This window comes from Kosakonia sp. CFBP8986, assembly GCF_034044935.1.
GTDB classification, from domain to species: Bacteria; Pseudomonadota; Gammaproteobacteria; order Enterobacterales; family Enterobacteriaceae; genus Kosakonia; species Kosakonia cowanii.
Map to the genome: position 1 here is coordinate 270,663 of NZ_JAXCXB010000001.1, position 17,588 is coordinate 288,250.

General features: G+C 54.4%; 13 protein-coding genes. 4 read left to right on the forward strand and 9 right to left on the reverse strand.

Annotation, left to right across the window (positions count from 1 at the left end):
- Positions 1–12 precede the first annotated feature (12 nt).
- Together SOM48_RS01220 and dcuR are read left to right on the forward strand one after the other, a co-directional pair.
- Positions 13–1,629 carry a sensor histidine kinase gene (locus SOM48_RS01220; protein ID WP_320511267.1) on the forward strand — a complete coding sequence of 539 codons (1,617 nt, stop codon included), beginning with the start codon at positions 13–15 and terminating at the stop codon, positions 1,627–1,629.
- A complete protein-coding gene (gene dcuR / locus SOM48_RS01225) occupies positions 1,626–2,345 on the forward strand; it encodes a two-component system response regulator DcuR (RefSeq protein WP_054804197.1) in 720 nt (239 codons plus the stop codon). Before SOM48_RS01220 ends, dcuR begins: the two co-directional genes overlap by 4 nt.
- Here dcuR and SOM48_RS01230 read toward each other — a convergent pair.
- Both SOM48_RS01230 and SOM48_RS01235 read right to left on the reverse strand, forming a co-directional pair.
- On the reverse strand, positions 2,326–3,288 hold the full coding sequence (locus tag SOM48_RS01230) for an FAD:protein FMN transferase (protein ID WP_128482791.1): 963 nt from the start codon (positions 3,286–3,288) through the stop codon (positions 2,326–2,328). The genes dcuR and SOM48_RS01230 overlap by 20 nt on opposite strands.
- A gap of 95 nt (positions 3,289–3,383) precedes the next feature.
- Positions 3,384–6,161, reverse strand: a complete 2,778-nt coding sequence (locus SOM48_RS01235) for a flavocytochrome c (RefSeq protein WP_312478785.1) — start codon at positions 6,159–6,161, stop codon at positions 3,384–3,386.
- 632 nt (positions 6,162–6,793) lie between these two features.
- On the opposite strand from SOM48_RS01235, the gene SOM48_RS01240 reads away from it, so the two are divergent.
- Positions 6,794–8,305: an anion permease gene (locus SOM48_RS01240; RefSeq protein WP_289747121.1), complete on the forward strand. Its 1,512-nt coding sequence runs from the start codon at positions 6,794–6,796 to the stop codon at positions 8,303–8,305.
- Between the two features lie 52 nt (positions 8,306–8,357).
- Positions 8,358–10,004: a class I fumarate hydratase FumA gene (fumA, locus tag SOM48_RS01245; RefSeq protein WP_320511268.1), complete on the forward strand. Its 1,647-nt coding sequence runs from the start codon at positions 8,358–8,360 to the stop codon at positions 10,002–10,004.
- 56 nt (positions 10,005–10,060) lie between these two features.
- Here fumA and SOM48_RS01250 read toward each other — a convergent pair whose 3' ends face one another.
- The 7 genes from SOM48_RS01250 to SOM48_RS01280 form a co-directional block, all read right to left on the reverse strand.
- Positions 10,061–10,588 (reverse strand): hypothetical protein, encoded by a 528-nt coding sequence (locus SOM48_RS01250; protein ID WP_320511269.1) that lies wholly within the window; start codon positions 10,586–10,588, stop codon positions 10,061–10,063.
- 20 nt (positions 10,589–10,608) lie between these two features.
- Positions 10,609–11,679 carry a hypothetical protein gene (locus SOM48_RS01255; RefSeq protein WP_320511270.1) on the reverse strand — a complete coding sequence of 357 codons (1,071 nt, stop codon included), beginning with the start codon at positions 11,677–11,679 and terminating at the stop codon, positions 10,609–10,611.
- Positions 11,680–11,842: 163 nt separating this feature from the next.
- The gene (locus SOM48_RS01260; RefSeq protein WP_320511271.1) at positions 11,843–12,370 is read right to left on the reverse strand and encodes a hypothetical protein; all 528 of its coding nucleotides are present in this window, start codon (positions 12,368–12,370) and stop codon (positions 11,843–11,845) included.
- A gap of 548 nt (positions 12,371–12,918) precedes the next feature.
- Positions 12,919–13,311 carry a DUF4150 domain-containing protein gene (locus SOM48_RS01265; RefSeq protein ID WP_007371701.1) on the reverse strand — a complete coding sequence of 131 codons (393 nt, stop codon included), beginning with the start codon at positions 13,309–13,311 and terminating at the stop codon, positions 12,919–12,921.
- Positions 13,312–13,320: 9 nt separating this feature from the next.
- The gene (locus tag SOM48_RS01270; protein WP_054804652.1) at positions 13,321–13,929 is read right to left on the reverse strand and encodes a DUF3540 domain-containing protein; all 609 of its coding nucleotides are present in this window, start codon (positions 13,927–13,929) and stop codon (positions 13,321–13,323) included.
- Positions 13,926–15,011 (reverse strand): pentapeptide repeat-containing protein, encoded by a 1,086-nt coding sequence (locus SOM48_RS01275; RefSeq protein WP_320511272.1) that lies wholly within the window; start codon positions 15,009–15,011, stop codon positions 13,926–13,928. The genes SOM48_RS01270 and SOM48_RS01275 overlap by 4 nt, the downstream gene beginning before the upstream one ends.
- Positions 15,008–17,548 (reverse strand): DUF2169 domain-containing protein, encoded by a 2,541-nt coding sequence (locus tag SOM48_RS01280; protein WP_320511273.1) that lies wholly within the window; start codon positions 17,546–17,548, stop codon positions 15,008–15,010. Before SOM48_RS01280 ends, SOM48_RS01275 begins: the two co-directional genes overlap by 4 nt.
- Between the last annotated feature and the right edge of the window lie 40 nt (positions 17,549–17,588).

The following is a 17,588-nucleotide window of genomic DNA, read 5'->3' on the forward strand; positions in this document are numbered from 1 at the left end:
TTCAGGTTCGGCATGACTCAAATAGCGCCCACGGCGACCTCTCCGCGCAAACGGCCAATGAAGTTCGGCACCATGGTTACACTTATGGTGTGCAGCGTGACGGGTTCCGTGCTGCTGCTGGCCTGCGCCCTCTGGTTCTGGCAAATAAGCAACGCCACGCGCGACGGCGTGAAAGCAACCGGGTTCGCGGTGGCGCGTACCCTTGCCAATGCGCCGGAAATCAGGCGCGGGCTGCTCCTGCCACCCAATAGCAATGTTATTCAGCCTCTTGCGCAGGCGGTGGCGGCGCGAAACGATCTGCTCTATGCGGTGGTAACCAATATGCAGGGCATTCGCTACGCGCATCCGAATGCCAGCATGATCGGGCAGAACTTTATTGGCGAGGATCTGCAGCCTGCGTTAAAGGGCCACGAGAATGCCGCAGTGAACCGTGGCGTACTGGCACCGGCGCTGCGCGTTTTTACCCCGGTTTATGATGAGCGCCACCAGCAGATTGGCGTCGTGGTGGTCGGCATTTCGTTAAGCGAGGTCGACGAGCAGGTCAGCCGTAGCCGCCAGGCGGCGATGTGGATTTTAATATTCAGCGCACTGGTGGGCTTCGTTGGCGTCTGGCAAGTGGTGCGGGTGTTAAAGCGCATTCTGCTCGGGCTTGAGCCATATGAGATTTCAGCCCAGTTTAAACAGCGCCAGGCGATGTTGCAGTCCCTTAAAGAGGGAGTAATGGCGGTGGATGCCGACGGGCGCGTAACGCTGCTGAACCATGCCGGGCGACGGATGTTGCTCAGCAGTACAGCGCAGGGCTCCGGCACGCATCAACCTCTGCTTGCCGATCTGCTGAGCGTGTTGCAGACCGGCACGCCTATTTTCGATCGCGAGCTGGGGTGTAATGGTCGTCTGCTGCTCAGTAACACCGTACCGGTACGCAGCCAGGAGAGTATTATCGGCGCGATTTGTACTTTCCGCGATAAGACCGAGGTGAGCCAGTTGATGCAAAGGCTCGATGGTATGGTCAATTATGTCGATGCCTTGCGAACCACCTCGCACGAATTCATGAACAAGTTGCATGTCATCCTCGGTCTGTTAAATATGAAGCGCTATGACAAGCTGCAGGAGTATGTGCTGCAAACGGCCCAGAACTACCAGAGCGATATCGGCGCGATCCAGCATCAGATCAAGTCGCCGGTGGTGGCCGGTTTTCTGCTCGGAAAAATCAACCGGGCCAAAGAGTGCGGTTTTACCCTGACGCTGGCCGATGAGAGCCATGTGCCGGATAACCCGAATGAGAAACAGGTGACAGTGCTGGTTACCGTGCTTGGTAATTTGATTGAAAATGCGCTGGATGCGATGAGCGGCCAGCAGGAGGGTGAAGTCGGTCTGTTCCTGCATTACCAGGATGGCTGGCTGGCTGGTGAAGTGAGCGATGACGGGCCGGGTATTGCGCCGGGCAATATCGAGGCTATCTTTCGCAAAGGCTTCTCTACCAAGGGTGAAAACCGCGGTGTCGGGCTTTTTCTCGCCAGCCAGCAGTTGGCTGAACTTGGCGGCACCGTGAGCGTGGAATCTGAACCCGGTGTATTTACCCAATTTTTTGTCCATCTCCCGTGGGATAGTGAAAGGAAGAACGCGTGATAAATGTATTAATTGTTGACGATGATGCCATGGTTGCCGAGCTGAACCGCATGTATGTGGCGCAGATAGCCGGTTTTCAGTGCTGCGGCACGGCGTCAACGCTGCGTCAGGCGGAGGAGATGGTGAATAATCCGCTGCTTGAGATCGATCTGGTGCTGCTGGATGTCTATATGCAGCAGGACAGCGGTCTCGATCTGCTGCCGATTATTCGCGCCAGCGGGCGGGCTATCGACGTGATTATGATCACCTCTTCTGCCGATGCTGCCACCATTCAGACCTCACTGCACTACGGTGTGGTCGACTATCTGATTAAGCCGTTCCAGTTCCCGCGTTTTGAAGAGGCGCTTACCACCTGGCGCGAGAAGCGTAAGCTGATGGATGCGCACCCCTACTATGAGCAGTCGGATGTCGATCGCCTGCTGCACGGCGGCGCGCCGGAAGTTGCAGACACCCGTCGGTTGCCGAAGGGGCTCACTGCCCAGACCCTGCGCACCATTTGCCAGTGGATCGATGCCCATCCGGGGATTGAGTTTTCGACGGATGAGCTGGCGAATGCGGTCAATATCTCCCGCGTCTCCTGCCGTAAATATCTGATCTGGCTCGCGCAGATCAATATTCTCTACACCACCATCCACTATGGTGCGACCGGTCGGCCGGTCTATCGCTATCAGCTTATTGCGGAGCAGTACAGCCTGCTCAAGCAGTACAGTCAATAAACCGGTAGCTGTCGTCAACGTGGGTGTAGCTGAAGTGGCGGCGGGAAGAGAGGATCACTTCATGCGTTTTGGTGACGAACAGCGCTTCAATATCCTCGCGCTGTTTCAGAAGCTCACACCCTTTCTCGACGCCGAGGCCGAAGAGCAGCGTGGTCCAGATATCGCCATCGAGTGAGTCGCTGGAGATGATGGTCACGCTGTCGAGCTCATTTTCCAGCGGGTAGCCGCTGCGCGGATCGAGGATATGATGCCAGCGTCGACCATCCTGCTCGAAATAGCGCTCATAGGTGCCGGAAGTGACTACCGACTGGTTGGCGACCTCAAGCGTGCCAATCAGCGCATCCGCCTGTGCGAACGGCTTTTTCACGCCGATCGACCACCGCCCCTGCGGCGTTCCCAGCGTCTGCACGTTGCCGCCAAGATTGATTAATCCCTCGCTCACCCCCTGCTGGTGCAGATAGTCGCGCACCCGATCGGCAATAAACCCTTTGGCAATCGCGCCGAGATCGATCTCCATCCCGGTCTGGGTAAGAAAAACGCTGCCCGCGGCATCATCAAGGACAACGTCCTGGACGCGCGTGATGCGCAACCGCGCGGCGATCGCGTCCGCCTCTGGCACCCGGTCACCTTTAAACCCGATTCGCCACAGTTTCACCAGCGGGCCAATTGCCAGATTAAAGGCGCTGCCAGGCATCATGCTGGCGGCTTTCGCGCATTTGATAAGCTCAAAAACCGGACGGCTAACGGCAACCGGATGAAGCCCTGCGGCGTGATTTATTGCCATCACTTCAGAGTTGGCGCGGTTGACGGTGAAAAGATCTTCGTAGCGCTTAATCAGGGAGAATACGCGGGAGGCGAGCGCCTCATCATGGACAAAGAGCGTGAGCAGGATGGGCGAGCCCATCAGCACGGCTGAGTAGCGCCAGCTCGGATTAGCAGACATTGCATACTCCTTCTGTTGCGTACTGGTGGCGCTACGCTTATCAGGCCAGGGAGAGTGAGAGGCCTGATAAGGCGCAGCCATTTTGCGTTAATGCGTTACCGTTTTGCGCGCAGTGCGGCCTGATGCCCCGCCAGCGAACCGAAGACGATAATATCTGCCACCGCGTTGCCACCGATGCGGTTGCCGCCGTGCAGGCCGCCTACCACCTCACCCGCCGCAAAAGCACCCGGAATAACCTGCTGCTCGCTGTTAAGCACCTGAGTGTCGGTGTTGATGGTTACACCGCCCATGGTGTGATGCACGCCTGGCGCTATCTGAATAGCGTGGAACGGGCCTTCGTTAATCGGTGCGCGCAGTGCGGTGGTGCGCCCAAAATCATCGTCATGCTGTTTTTCCACAAAGCCATTGTAGCGCTCCAGCGTGGCGAGGAAGGCATGATAATCCATGCCCAGCTTATCCGCGAGTTCGCGTGGTGAACTGGCGCTGGTGACAAAACCGCGGGCAATATACTCATCCGCCGCTTTGTTTTTCGCACGAACGTGCTCATCAAAGACGATGTAAGCATAGTGCTCCGGCAGCGCGATGATGGCCGCAGAGACTTTATCGCGGGTCGACATTTCGTTAAAGAAGCGGTTGCCCTGCTGATTGACCAGAATTGCCCCGCCGCCGCGAATCGATTCTGAAATCAGATAAGAGGTATTTTGCTCAACCGTCGGGTGGATCTGGATTTCGCCCATATCCACGGTAGCGGCGCCAAGGCGTTCCAGCAGCGAAATCCCGCTACCGGTCGCGCCCTTATGGTTGGTGGTGACGAAGCCGTCCAGATCGGGGCGATATTTCACGACCATCGCGCTGTTGGCGCTGAAGCCACCGGTGGCGACAATCACGCTCTTCGCGTCGACGCTCAAGGTCTCCTGCTCTTCGGTCAGCAGGCGTACACCGCGCACTTCGCCTGCGTCAAAGAGGATCTCTTCGACGGAGGTGTCCAGCATGACGTCGATATTGCGTTTGGTAACGTTGCGCAGCAGGCCGCTGATCAGATAGCCACCTACCGCCGATCCATCGCGTGGGCGGTGCGTACGGTCAATGCTCATGCCGCCGGTGGTGGTAATGTCGTTAAGCATAATGCCGCGACGTGCCAGCCACTCAATCGCTTCCGGCGCATGTTCAACAAAGCGGCGCAGCAGCGCAGGATCGTTCTTCTCGCCGCCCCCTTTCAAAGTTTCAGCGTAGAACAGCTCTTTACTGTCCTGAATGCCTTTTACGCGCTGGAAGCGGGTTTCTGCCGCGTTCATCCCTGCCGATGCTTTGATGGTGTTGCCGCCGATAGTCGGCATTTTTTCGACGATCAGGACGCTGGCACCTTCGTCGTGCGCCTGAATTGCCGCAGCCAGACCAGCACCGCCGCTGCCGATAACAACCACATCGTAATTTTTCGGCGCGCTGATATCACCACCCTCCTCTGCGATCCGCGCTTTACTCGATTTCACCATCGCTTTCGACACTGCTTTTTTAACCGCTTCGCTCTGGCTGGTTGCGCCGGAGATAGCGTCTACGTGCGGAGAGTTGGCATCGATGATACGGCTGCGGATCTCTTCAAAGCTGCTGGTAAACTCGACATCGTCCAGCGGGCCTTCCGCCAGCGTAATATCCGCAATACAGTCCGTTTCAAGACTGACGTTGAACACCAGCGTGGTGCTGTCATCCTGCACGGTTTCAGCAAAGACGCCCGGTTTGAACTTCGCCGCACCCATGCTCATATCGCGGATCATCGCTTCCACCAGCGAGAAACGCCATAGCGGCTCGGGGATGTTCAGCGCTTCACGCTGGGTGCTGTCCATAAAGAGCTCAAGGGTTTCACCGTTGGCAATGCGCGAAGCCCAGTCCGGGTAGGCGATGCAGGCGCGCCCCACCGCCATCAGATCGTAACCGTGATCCAACCCCTCTTCCGCATCCGCCGCGTTGACGATGCCGCCAACACCCATTACCGGAATTTGCGCAAGCGTTTCTGAGCGCAATGCGCAGTATTTATCGATGAGCGGCGTCGGATCGGTCGTGTCATTAATGGAAGAGCGCAGCGCAGCACCCACGGAGAAGTGCAGATAGTCGAGACCGCGAGCGGCCAGCTTCTCCAGCAGGAACATTGTGTCATCAAATCGGATGCCGGGGACTTCCAGCTCTTCCGGAGAGAAGCGGTAGCCAATGATAAACGCATCATCAGCGTACTGGCGCGCCATCTTGTGAGCGATATCCAGCACGGCCAGCGGGAACCTGGCCCGGTTTTCACGGCTGCCGCCCCACTCGTCGTCGCGCTGGTTGGAGTGAGGAGAGAAGAATTGCTGAATGAGATAAGTGTTAGCGCCGTGAATCTCAACGCCGTCGAAGCCTGCGTGGATGGCGCGACGTACGGCTTCGCCAAATTTGGCAATCATGTTTTCCACTTCCGCAGCGCTCATCGCTACTGGGGTCGCGGCGCCCTCACGCGGTGCGGCAATCGCGCTCGGCGCAATAGGTGTACGTCCACCGATCAGTTTCGGCTCCACCATTCGCCCGCCGTGGTAAATCTGCAGAATGGCTTTTGAACCTTTCTCCTTAATGGCGGCGGCAATCTTCGCCAGGCCGGCGATTTTTTCATCGCTATCAATCCCAATCGCCCCCGGAAAAGCGAGGCCGAGATCGTCGACAAAGCAACACTCAACAATAATGGTGCCAATAGCCCCTGAACGTGCGCGGTAATACTCCACTAACTCGCTAGTAACGGTACCGTCAAAATAGCCCGTGCAGGTGGTCATTGGCGCCATTAACAAACGGTTTTTTAGTTCTACGCCGTTTGGCAATGTAAACGGGCTGAGAATACGTTCGTTGCTGGTCATAATAAGCTCCACATCTAAAATTGATAAATCTTGAGTTCGGTGACGGATCTATTTTCGTTCTGGTTATTAATCCTGGTGTCGTGTAATTAATATACCGCGAATTTTATTTACCAAATTAATTACGTTAGTTATAAAACTATTTAACCACTGCAATAACAGACCTACCTCCACTGTATTATCATTTTTAAATACTGCGTTCACATTTTTATAATTACCGGTAACATAATCATTACCTTACGAGATCTTGCACGACGAGGGATTATCACTAAAAATACATCATTATCAATCACTTAGTAAAAATCATAGCGTGGCAACCTTGATTTTAAATACAAATATTTAACATTTCTTCGCTTTTCTGGAAATTAACCACATCATTAATAGTGGGTATTACAGATATTAAAAAAAGCACATCTCTTTTCGTTTTATTGATCTTAATCAAGAGAAATCCCATCACCAGGGGCAATATAGAAACAGACTTATTTTGTTATTTATTGCCAACCAATTTTGCGATAAATAAAGATCAGCGGAATAAGAGAAGATGATTTTAATAACTAAAATATCTTTCGAAACTAAATAAATCACACTCGATTCCACGATCAATCCGAATTCTTAACTACTTGTAGATGCTCACTATGAAAGAGAAAACTCCAACCCCAGCTTCTGCTACTGCAGAGCGCTCAAAGGCCGGTAATAAAAACCGCCTGGTGATGATGGCGTTACCCATTATCGTGGCCATACTGTTACTGTTCGTTCCGGTGCCGGAAGGCTTACCGCCTTACGCATGGCACTATTTTGCTATCTTCGTTGGCGTCATTGTCGGCCTGATCTTTGAGCCGCTGCCAGGTGCCGTGATCGGCATGACTGGCGTGGTGGTAATCGCGCTCTGCGGTCAGTGGCTGCTTTTCAGCCCGGAACAGCTGGCGGATCCGAAATTTAAGCTGGCCGGTCAATCCTTTAAATGGGCGGTGAGCGGTTTCGGCAACTCCACTGTCTGGCTTATCTTCGGGGCATTTATGTTTGCCGCCGGTTACGATAAGACCCAGTTTGGCCGCCGCCTGGCGCTGATCCTCGTTAAATACCTGGGTCGCCGCAGCCTGACGCTCGGCTATGCCATCACCTTCGCCGATCTGCTGCTGGCCCCGTTTACTCCATCAAACACCGCACGTAGTGGCGGGACTATCTATCCGATTATTGCCAATCTACCGCCGCTGTATGGTTCAAAACCGAACGATCCGAGTGCGCGCCGCATTGGTTCTTACCTGATGTGGGTGGCCATCACCGCCGCCTGTATCACCAGCTCCATGTTCCTTTCCGCTCTTGCGCCTAACCTGCTGGCGCTGGCGCTGGTGAAAAGCATCGTCGGCATCAATATCTCCTGGGGCACCTGGTTCATCGCCTTCCTGCCGCTGGGTCTGCTGCTGATTCTGACTATGCCGCTGCTGGCGTACTGGTTCTACCCGCCTGAAGTGAAAGTGAATGATGAAGTCCCGCTGTGGGCGAGCCGCGAGCTGGAGAAGCTGGGTAGAATGTCCCGTAATGAAATTCTGCTGCTGGTCTTTGTCTGCTGTGCGCTGCTGATGTGGATTTTTGCCGCCGACTTTATTGAACCGGCACTCGCCGCCCTGTTGGTTGTGGTACTGATGCTGTGGACCGGTGTTTTGAGCTGGAACGATATCACCAGCAATAAACCGGCCTGGAACACCTTTGTCTGGTTCGCCACGCTGGTCGCGCTGGCTGATGGCCTCTCATCCACCGGCTTTATTGCCTGGCTGGGCAAAGAGGGTGGCCTGCTGATGAGCGGCATCTCTCCGGGCATGGCAACCATCGCTCTGCTGCTGGCGTTCTATCTGTTGCACTATCTCTTCGCCAGCACCACGGCACACACCACCGCGCTGTTGCCGGCGATGTTGACCATCGCAGCGACCATTCCTGGCATCAATATGGAAGTCGTTGTGCTGGTGCTCTGCACCTCACTGGGTGTCATGGGTATTATCACCCCATACGGCACTGGCCCAAGCCCGATTTACTACGGTAGCGGATACCTGCCGACTAAAGATTACTGGCGTCTGGGTACCATCTTCGGTGCCATCTTCCTCGCCGCCCTGCTGTTGATTGGCTATCCGTGGATTACCATGATGTTCTGATTCATAACCGCCGGGTTTTCCCGGCGGTTTTATTTTTGTGGAGTAATGAGCTATGTCGAACAAACCGTTTGTTTATCAGGATCCGTTCCCGCTGGCAAAAGATGAGACGGAATACTATCTGCTGAGCCGCGAACATGTCTCTGTCGCAGAGTTTGAAGGTGAGCAGGTACTGAAAGTCGAGCCGCAGGCGTTAACGCTGCTTGCACAGCAGGCTTTCCACGACGCCGCGTTTATGCTGCGCCCCTCCCATCAGAAACAGGTTGCTGCCATTCTGACCGACCCGCAGGCAAGCGAGAACGACAAGTATGTCGCCCTGCAGTTCCTGCGTAACTCCGAAATCGCGGCCAAAGGCGTACTGCCGACCTGCCAGGATACCGGTACGGCAATCATCATGGGTAAAAAAGGCCAGCGTGTCTGGACCGGTGGCGGCGATGAAGCCGCGCTGGCGCGTGGGGTGTATAACACCTACACAGAAGATAACCTGCGCTATTCGCAGAATGCGCCGCTGGATATGTACAAAGAGGTGAATACCGGTACCAACCTGCCCGCGCAGATCGATCTCTATAGCGTCGATGGCGACGAGTATAAATTCTTGTGCATCGCCAAAGGCGGCGGTTCGGCTAATAAGACCTATCTCTATCAGGAGACCAAGGCGCTGATCACTCCGGCGAAGCTGAAAAACTATCTGGTCGAGAAGATGCGCACGCTGGGCACCGCGGCCTGCCCGCCCTACCATATCGCCTTCGTGATTGGCGGCACCTCCGCTGAATCAACGCTGAAAACCGTGAAACTCGCGTCGACCCGCTACTACGATGGCCTGCCGACCGAAGGAAATGAGCACGGTCAGGCATTTCGTGACGTTGAACTGGAACAGGCATTGATGGAAGAGGCGCAAAACCTCGGACTTGGCGCGCAGTTTGGCGGGAAGTACTTTGCGCATGATATCCGCGTGATCCGCCTGCCGCGACACGGTGCCTCCTGCCCTATTGGTATGGGCGTCTCCTGCTCCGCCGACCGCAACATCAAAGCGAAGATCAACCGCGACGGGATCTGGATTGAGAAAATGGAGTCAAATCCGGCGCAGTATATTCCGGAAGCGCTGCGCCAGCAGGGCGAAGGCGATGTGGCGAAAATCGATCTCAACCAGCCGATGCAAGCGATCCTCGCCCAGCTCTCCGCCTTCCCGGTTTCGACCCGCGTTTCGCTCAACGGCACGATTATTGTGGCGCGCGATATTGCCCACGCGAAGCTGAAAGAGCTGATTGATAATGGCGAAGAGCTGCCGCAGTACGTGAAAGATCACCCGATCTACTACGCTGGCCCGGCAAAAACGCCAGAAGGTTATGCTTCTGGTTCGCTTGGCCCCACCACCGCAGGGCGTATGGATTCCTACGTAGACCTGCTGCAATCGCATGGCGCGAGCATGATCATGCTGGCAAAAGGCAACCGCAGCCAGCAAGTGACCGATGCCTGTGCCAGACATGGCGGTTTCTATCTGGGAAGTATTGGCGGCCCGGCTGCCGTACTGGCGCAACAGAGCATTAAGAGCCTGGAGTGCGTTGCGTACCCGGAACTGGGCATGGAGGCGATCTGGAAGATAGAGGTGGAGAACTTCCCGGCGTTTATTCTGGTGGATGATAAAGGAAATGACTTCTTCCAGCAGATCCAGAACAAGCAGTGCGCGGGCTGTAAACAGTAATAACGAAAAAGCCCCCGACCAGGAAACCTGGCGGGGGCTTTTATCGCGAAGGGCAGTTACTGCCGATCGTCAACGTAATTGATGTTGATGGAGTTCACTTTGCCTTTAACGATCTCTAATGAGATCCGCTTATTATCGCGCTGGTAGCCAATCCATTCAGCCCCATCGCTACTCTCTTTTTCACCCGGCCCATAAAGCTCTGTGACGTTGTCTTCACTGCTACCTGGACCAATACCGCGCGCGGTATGCGATGTCGCTCCTCGCAGGGTTATCTGCGCAACGATATAGCTATCAAAATCTCGGCTCTGGCTGTCCCACCAAAGGTTTGCGCTATAGAGATCAAAATCTTTAAATACGTGACGATAAAATTTGTAGTTACCGTCGCCAAAAGGTACTTCACCGACAAAGCTGTCGTCGCTGCTCTTACCCAGCGACGCCTGGAGTTTATCGCTCCATGGCTGGCCCAGTGAAACGGGCTGCTGATTCAGCGTTACCGTAAAATCAGGCTCTTCAAGGCCCTGCTGCGCCCCGGCCAAAGTGGCGAAACTCAGCAGCAGAGCTGCAAGGGATAAACGTCCAATCATTATTTTATTCCGTTGGGTCATTAGTTCAGCCATTTAGCTGGTTGTTTAACCAGCACCTTTGCGCCCTGCATAACCACTAAGCCCGGCGGCTGATAAACGACGCGATAGGTTATGTTGCCATTATGGAATTCAGCGCCGGTAACGTTGTTTGCACTGTCCTGCAACGTTTTCCCCTTCAGGCTAATCGTGGTGTTATCGCTGTTGCGCACGCCGTTATAGAGCACGTCCTCGCACGGCTTCAAGAATGCGCCGCAATTATTGCGGACAAAGAGGGTAAACTTTGCGGTTTGTAATAAACGGGTTGTCGCTCCCTCCGGGACATCCTCTTTGCTCAGGTTAAAGTGTTCAGGCGCATGATATTCGCCATTCACCGGCGTTTTCGTCATAGCCCAGCGAAGCGTATTCCCCTCAAGCTTTAATATCGCCTGACCATTCACGGCACCAAATTTTGAATCGAAACTGATTGTCGCAACGTTATTCTTCACCGAGCCCAGAATGTTAGGTTTATCATCATCAGCGCAATCAATGCGATTCCCTCCCTGCGTGATGTAACAGTAAGTCCCAGTGACCTTGCTGCCCATCTGCGTTAACTTTAGGCTTAGCGTTGAGGCGTTGTTATCCTTCCCCTGCCAGATGCCGGAGAAACTTGCAGCCTGAGGCGCCATATCCGGGAGCGTTTTTCCTTCCAGCTGGCTTGCCCACTGTTGAATATCCCTGTCGATGCCGTCATTAGGGTGGTTAGTACGGTAGTTCACCACACTGTCATCTGGCAAAATCCATGCTGCAGACAACCGACCATCGGGATAGATGACGAACGCCGAGGCGTTCTCCTGAGCAAGATGCTGCATCCAGCCAGAAACAAACAGCCCACCCTCCGCAGTGTGGTGCGGTTCGCCATAAACATCGAAGTTGGAAATGAAATTATCGTACTCATTGCCGAGCAGCTTTTTCAGTTGTACAACGACCGCTTTGTCGGCAGTAATGCCCTCAACCGTTTCTAATTTATCGTACTGGTTAAGCTGGATCGCGGCTGATGCAGCATGAGGGAGCGTAAATAACAGGCAGGTTAATAAAGCAGCGTAATAGGGCACTTTGCCAAAGGCGCGACGGTGATATGACATACTCTTTCCCTGACAACCTAAGTTGATTCTTATGATGTTTTAATTGCACGCATCAAAATACATCACAGGGGGTGAATGAATCTATAAAAAGCGATTGAATGTCGACGGTTAAGTGTTACAAAGCGCACTGGAGTTACACGTCATCGGCAAAATTTCGCACCGTCATGCTCTTAAGACAAGCCGGTTTGGCATAAGGAAACGCGAAAGCTGTCGCATTACCGTTTTTATCTAAAGGGGTGATCCAGGCAAAAGTTTCATTAACCGAGTGCCCGTGTGGCGTGCTAAATAGTTTTAGCTGCGGATAAATCTTTCTAACGTCTGACAATAAAATACATCCTTCACTTACGTCATAGTGAATGATAAAAACCTTCGGTGGATGCTTATGATCCAATCTCACAGAGAGATTAGACAAGGTAATCCCGCCATTAAGCCTGAAAGGTTTGGCTGTAAGCCATGATCCATCGGCAGGATTTAAACGAACAAGTGGATGCCCCACAATCGGCTCAACGGTATTCACATCCTGACCGATGCTCTCTTTCAACCGGTCTGCAAAGTCACTCAACGCTTTTAGTTTGATGAGATTTTCATCTGTTGAGGCATGAACGGACATCGTTGTTATCGCCAATACCAGAAAAATTTTGATAAATAAGTCTCTTCTCAAAGGTCAATGTCCTTTTCCGCTGACAGAACTACTAATATTTTGGTTTGGCTATGTAGCGGTAACATCATGTATTACCAGTAATCTCAGCCCATATAAGATTGTTCTGTTGCCATGCTCTCATCAGGTCTGACAATGACTACCTCAGGAAGGTATTTGTATGTGATGAGCGCGTCATTTATTTCCTTCGAAACAGTAGCGTTGCGGGGAAGACTATAAAGCGCACCTAATGAAGACATCACATTGCCTTCTCCCCGCCCCTAAACTACGCCTGGAAATTACTTCCCCATATAATAAAAAATAGCGGTTATGACAATTACTAGCACTATTCCACCGTACATAAATAAATATGAGTAATCTTCCAGGACCATCTTTTATCCGTATTTTCTGTTTGATAAAGAAGGTTGTCATGGTGCAAACATCAGCATCACTTTTGACTTAACAAGCCTTATTATCGCGAGCGCCTTTATTTTTCATACTTTTCGAAGCGCATCAGAAGATACTGATGCGCCTCTACTTCTAATAAAATTGCTGTGTGTTTGATGGTCGGATTAAGGTGCCAGCATCAATACCTTGAACTGGCTCGGCACGATGCGCATGCCGATTGCGTTGGTGGAGTTTTGCAGGCTTACACTGGTTAGGCGCGTCGCCGGCGTACCTTTCAACAATACGGTGAATGCGCCCGTCAGGTGTCGGGATGGCCCCATTACGGTGCCGGATGCAACGCCGGTCGCCACGCCCGGGTTGTCGCCATTGGTAAGCGGCGTGACCGTCGCCATATTGTGCGCGGGCATCCCCATAAAAAGGATATTCAGCGCATTCGGGATCGCCGTTGGCCCAAGCGCAATATCCGGATAGGGAATAGGTGTGGGAGCAGGCATTGGCGTCAGGCAGACGTCCGGAAACGCCAGGTCAACGCCCATCAGCTGGCAGTTAGCAAACATACTCTCTCCTTACCCCATATGGATCTGTTCAGAATCGACTTTGGTGATCGCTTTTGAAGTGATCACCGTGTTCTGCGCATGCATGCGCAGATAATCCTCTGCTTTCATATCCAGCTGCCCGGCACGCACATGCTCCATCTGGCGCGTGGTCCGAAACAGCTGCTGGCTGATTTGCGTCACCGTCTGCCAGACCGATTCCGCCCGCTTGCCGACAATGCGCGAAAGGGATACCCATGCGGAGATCTTGTCGCCGCTGTAATTCATCTCGCTGATATGACACTCCCCTTTTGCCGCACTGATATTGAGCGCTTCACTGCTGAGGCTCAGTGCACCCTGGCTGGCAATATGCAGATCGCCCTGTACGCTCAGCTCTGCGGCAGAGGCCGGATTCTGGCGCTCCAGCACCGCGAGCAGCCACATCTGGTTATCAACGGCGCTAATCAGGACCGTATCGCCCGCCTGCGGAGCGATGACGCAGCTCACGGCGCGACGGCAGTGCCAGCCGCGGCCTTCGCTTTCAACCATCAGGCTGCCATCCTCAAAGCAGTGAGTGACCTGTGCGGAGAACTGCCCGCTGGGGATCGCCGCCATCAGCAGCTGGTGATTAATATTCGTCATAATGAGTCTCCGTAAATTCTGCTATGGCGTTCGGCGCTCCAGGCTTCCGCCGCCAGTAACTCTTCGTCATATTCAAGGATGCCTTTACGATCGGCAAAGCGCGCGTTGTCCTGCCGGGCGCGATGAAAACGGGTGCGCGAAAAAGTCGCACCGCGAAAATCCGCCAGCCGGACATCGGCGGCAGAGAAGTCCGCATAGGTCAAATCACACAGGGTGAACTCCGCCTCCTGCGCGGTCGTCTGCTGCAGGATGCTCTGGAAGAAGCGGCTCTGCTTAAAGGAGGCCTTGTTAAGCGTCGCACCGACAAATATTGCCTGATCGAACAGGCTGCCCTGCGCCTGCGCCCCGCTTAAATCCGCTTCCATAAACAGCGCCTGCGTAGCATTCACGCCGCGAAGTTGCGCCTGCTTTAATGATGCGCCTTTAAAGTTACACTGCGTAAGCTGTGCGCCGTTGAAGTCAGTGCCATCAAGCTGGTTATCGGTAAACTGACAACCGGTGAATTTATGCTTTGCATAGTGCTTGCCGCGCTGGTCGCAGTTGAAAAAGACCGTGCGCTCGAACTGACTCGCCTGCAGATCGACATCACGCAGATCGATCCCAAACAGCGTAGTCATCAGATTAGTGCACTTATCGAGCTTCGCTCCGCCAAGCGGGGTCTCATAGAAAGTGGAGCGATCGAAGGTCGAGCCGCTGAACAGACTCTGCTCCAGCGCACAGCGCATAAACTGGCTGGTATCGCTGCTTATGCGTGAAAAATCACTCTTTGCCAGATTGCAGTCATTAAAGACGCAGCGAGTCAGCGTCGCGCCGCTGGCGGTGATGCCCGCCATCTCGCACTGGTTAAATACCGTCTCTTCCAGCAGGGTTGCTTTAAGGTTTGCGCCGCTCAGCTGGCATTCGGTAAAAACGCTCTCTTTGAGGTTCGCACCTTGCAGGTTCGCCCCCTGCAATGACACCTCCTGAAAAATCGCCCCGGAGAGATCGCAGCCCTGTAGATCGAGTCCGTCCAGGCTGAACTCCATGATCGCTTCGCCGCCCTTTATTTTCTGCTGTAACTCTGCGGCCGTTAATCTCTTCATATCACCTCCCCGTCACGCTTCGGCAATGTTTTAACCCGTTTGGTGTAAGCGCCCTGGAGCTGCGTCGTCTCGCTGGTAAAAGATTGCGACAGATCGGCACGGAACAGGTTGGCAAAGCTGAGATCGGCCCCTTCGAGGCGGCTTTTCTGCAACATCGCCCCCATCAGATTCGCTTCGTTAAGCCGTGCGCGGCGAAAGTCGGTACGAATAAACATGCTGCCGGTGAGAGTTGCACCGCTAAAATCCGCCGCTTCGCACTGCGCCTCGCTGAGATCGCTATTATTGAGCCTGGCCCGGGTAAAGCGCGCGCCGGTTAACACCGCCTGACGCAGGTTGCTCTGCTTAAGATGTGCACCGCTGAAATCTGCTCTGGCAAGCGTGCCGCCAGAGGCCACTGCGCAGGTCACAAGCGTGGCTCCCGCGAAATTCGCCTCTTCCAGCTGACTTTCCACCCATGAGCAACTCTCCAGTTGAGCCGCAGCGAAGCTGGCATGCTGAAGCTCGCATTTAATAAAGCTGGTTTTATTCATTACCGCATGGCTGAAATCCGGCTTCGGTAGCGTCAGCTCCATAAAGACGCCGCTATCAATAGTGGCGTAATTAAAGCGGCACTCACTGAAGCCTGTCTCGCGGAATAAGAGATTATTCAGGCGGGCATGGCTGAAGTCACACGTGTCGAACAACGCGCCGGTCATCTCGGTTTCATTGAACTGCGCGCCCTGAAAGCCGGTGCCTTTACACTGCGCCAGCGCCAGGCTGGCCTTGTCGAGGCAGCAGTCGCGCAATGAGGCATTTTGTAAATCGGCGCGCGCCAGCACCGCCTGAGTAAAGTTCGCGCCATCAAGCTTACAATCGCTTAAATTCGCGCACTCCAGCAGGGTGTGAGTAAAGTTTGCGCCGCTCAGATCGATGCCGGAGAAGTCGGCACCGGTTAAATCAAGCCCGCTAAAGTCGCCGCCCTGCGCCATAGTGCGTTCGGCGCGCTGGCGAATAATGAGCGCGATATCGCCGGTCAGTTTTATTGCCGGCGGCTGTTGCGCAGCAGACATTAGGTACATCTGATGCAGCGCTTCACGGCTTTGCGCCAGCTTCTTCTCGCTCATCTGCGAGGCGTTGCGCTCGAGCATATCATTCATACGGTGCATCGATTCCGGGCCACGCGGGCGATTTTCATCGCTTGCGGCATCAGGATATTTTGCTTCCATCTCCGCTTTACGTGCCTCGGCCTGCTGCTGCATTTCCGCCGCTTTACGCTCCATCGCTTCGATAAACTCAGGCAGCTCATCAAGTTTGGGCAATTCGGGCTCTTCAAACGCTTTCATCAGGTCGCTGACATCGCTACCCTGCGCTTCCAGCCGCGCCCGGTGCTGCTCACGCAGCTGTGTAGCACGCGCATTCTGGTTCTCGCGCATCGGGCTGTGATTTTGCTGTACCTCATTGTCGATCCACGGGCCGATGGCCTCTTCCGGCACCAAATCTTTTTCGCGGAAGGCAAACAGTGCCCCCTTCTCTTTATCGAGACGCTGAGTGAGAACTTTGCGGTAGTGATTAACGGAGCGTGTCGCTCCCGTTTTTTCCAGCGCCGGCATCAGGTGCAGCACATCGGCGGCATCATCTTCATTGATACGCTGGTTACCGTGCCAAATCAGTACCATCTGCTCAAGGTGGGGGAAGAACCAGACGGTGGTGGCACGCAGCGCGATCTCCTCAAACAGGATCTCCTCCCCGCGCTGGCGCTGAATAAAGCAGCGCGCCTGCCACGGCGGTAAAGTGCCTTCCTGCACCGGCTTTTGCGGATGCATGTTCCAGATGCGCCAGGCGGCCTGCGGCGGTAGAGAGTCGCGCTCCTCCCACCACTGATCGGGGCTGGCGGCATTGAACACCCGCCAGTCGATATCCGGGGCGAAACCGGGGAAATCATTCTGCAGCCAGCGGGCATCATAGTTTTTGCCCATGCGGCGGAAACGGCGCGGCCAGGTGAGATCCAGCGGCCCAAAGCTTGCCGGCTCGGGTTTCATGCGCGGCGAAACTACGCGTTGTTGCAGGGCTTCGATATTTGGCAGGCGACGGAACTGCGTGCCGTTATGGTTTTCCACCACCGCGCCGATGCCGTGCGGGTTCTCTTCATACCCTTCACCACCAAACGCGCGGCTCCAGTCGAGGCGCATCTGTTCAAACGGCTTAGGTGCGGTCGGCCTTGAGCCTGCCCAGTAACGATCGCCGGTAACGGCGAGGGTTTTGGTCAGCGTGTCGACTTCAATGCGAACCGCGCAGGCTGTTTTATCCTGATGATGCTGCGTATATGCGTAACCGGTAGCAAGAAACTCAGCGCGCGCTTTCGGCATTGCCATATCCAGCACGCCGCCGCTGGTTTGCAGCTCGCTGGCCGCCAGTTGCCAGAGTTCAACTTCAGGACGAAGCTTTGGCGCAGCACTCATATCAGCCAGCGCCATCACAGCAACGCCCAGATGGTTCTGGCCCTGCAAACGGAACGGACGGTTTAACACGCTTAGCCGCAGCGGTTTGATAATCTTCATATAACTTCCTTTGGAAGATTAAGAGTGGTGTTGGCGTCTG

What these genes read in the sequence shown, in the direction of transcription:
- SOM48_RS01220 (WP_320511267.1), top strand. Translation starts at nt 13, where the DNA reads ATGACTCAAATAGCGCCCACGGCGACCTCTCCGCGCAAACGGCCAATG.
- SOM48_RS01230 (WP_128482791.1), bottom strand. Translation starts at nt 3,288, where the DNA reads ATGTCTGCTAATCCGAGCTGGCGCTACTCAGCCGTGCTGATGGGCTCG.
- SOM48_RS01235 (WP_312478785.1), bottom strand. Translation starts at nt 6,161, where the DNA reads ATGACCAGCAACGAACGTATTCTCAGCCCGTTTACATTGCCAAACGGC.
- SOM48_RS01240 (WP_289747121.1), top strand. Translation starts at nt 6,794, where the DNA reads ATGAAAGAGAAAACTCCAACCCCAGCTTCTGCTACTGCAGAGCGCTCA.
- fumA (WP_320511268.1), top strand. Translation starts at nt 8,358, where the DNA reads ATGTCGAACAAACCGTTTGTTTATCAGGATCCGTTCCCGCTGGCAAAA.
- SOM48_RS01250 (WP_320511269.1), bottom strand. Translation starts at nt 10,588, where the DNA reads ATGATTGGACGTTTATCCCTTGCAGCTCTGCTGCTGAGTTTCGCCACT.
- SOM48_RS01265 (WP_007371701.1), bottom strand. Translation starts at nt 13,311, where the DNA reads ATGTTTGCTAACTGCCAGCTGATGGGCGTTGACCTGGCGTTTCCGGAC.
- SOM48_RS01270 (WP_054804652.1), bottom strand. Translation starts at nt 13,929, where the DNA reads ATGACGAATATTAATCACCAGCTGCTGATGGCGGCGATCCCCAGCGGG.
- SOM48_RS01275 (WP_320511272.1), bottom strand. Translation starts at nt 15,011, where the DNA reads ATGAAGAGATTAACGGCCGCAGAGTTACAGCAGAAAATAAAGGGCGGC.
- SOM48_RS01280 (WP_320511273.1), bottom strand. Translation starts at nt 17,548, where the DNA reads ATGAAGATTATCAAACCGCTGCGGCTAAGCGTGTTAAACCGTCCGTTC.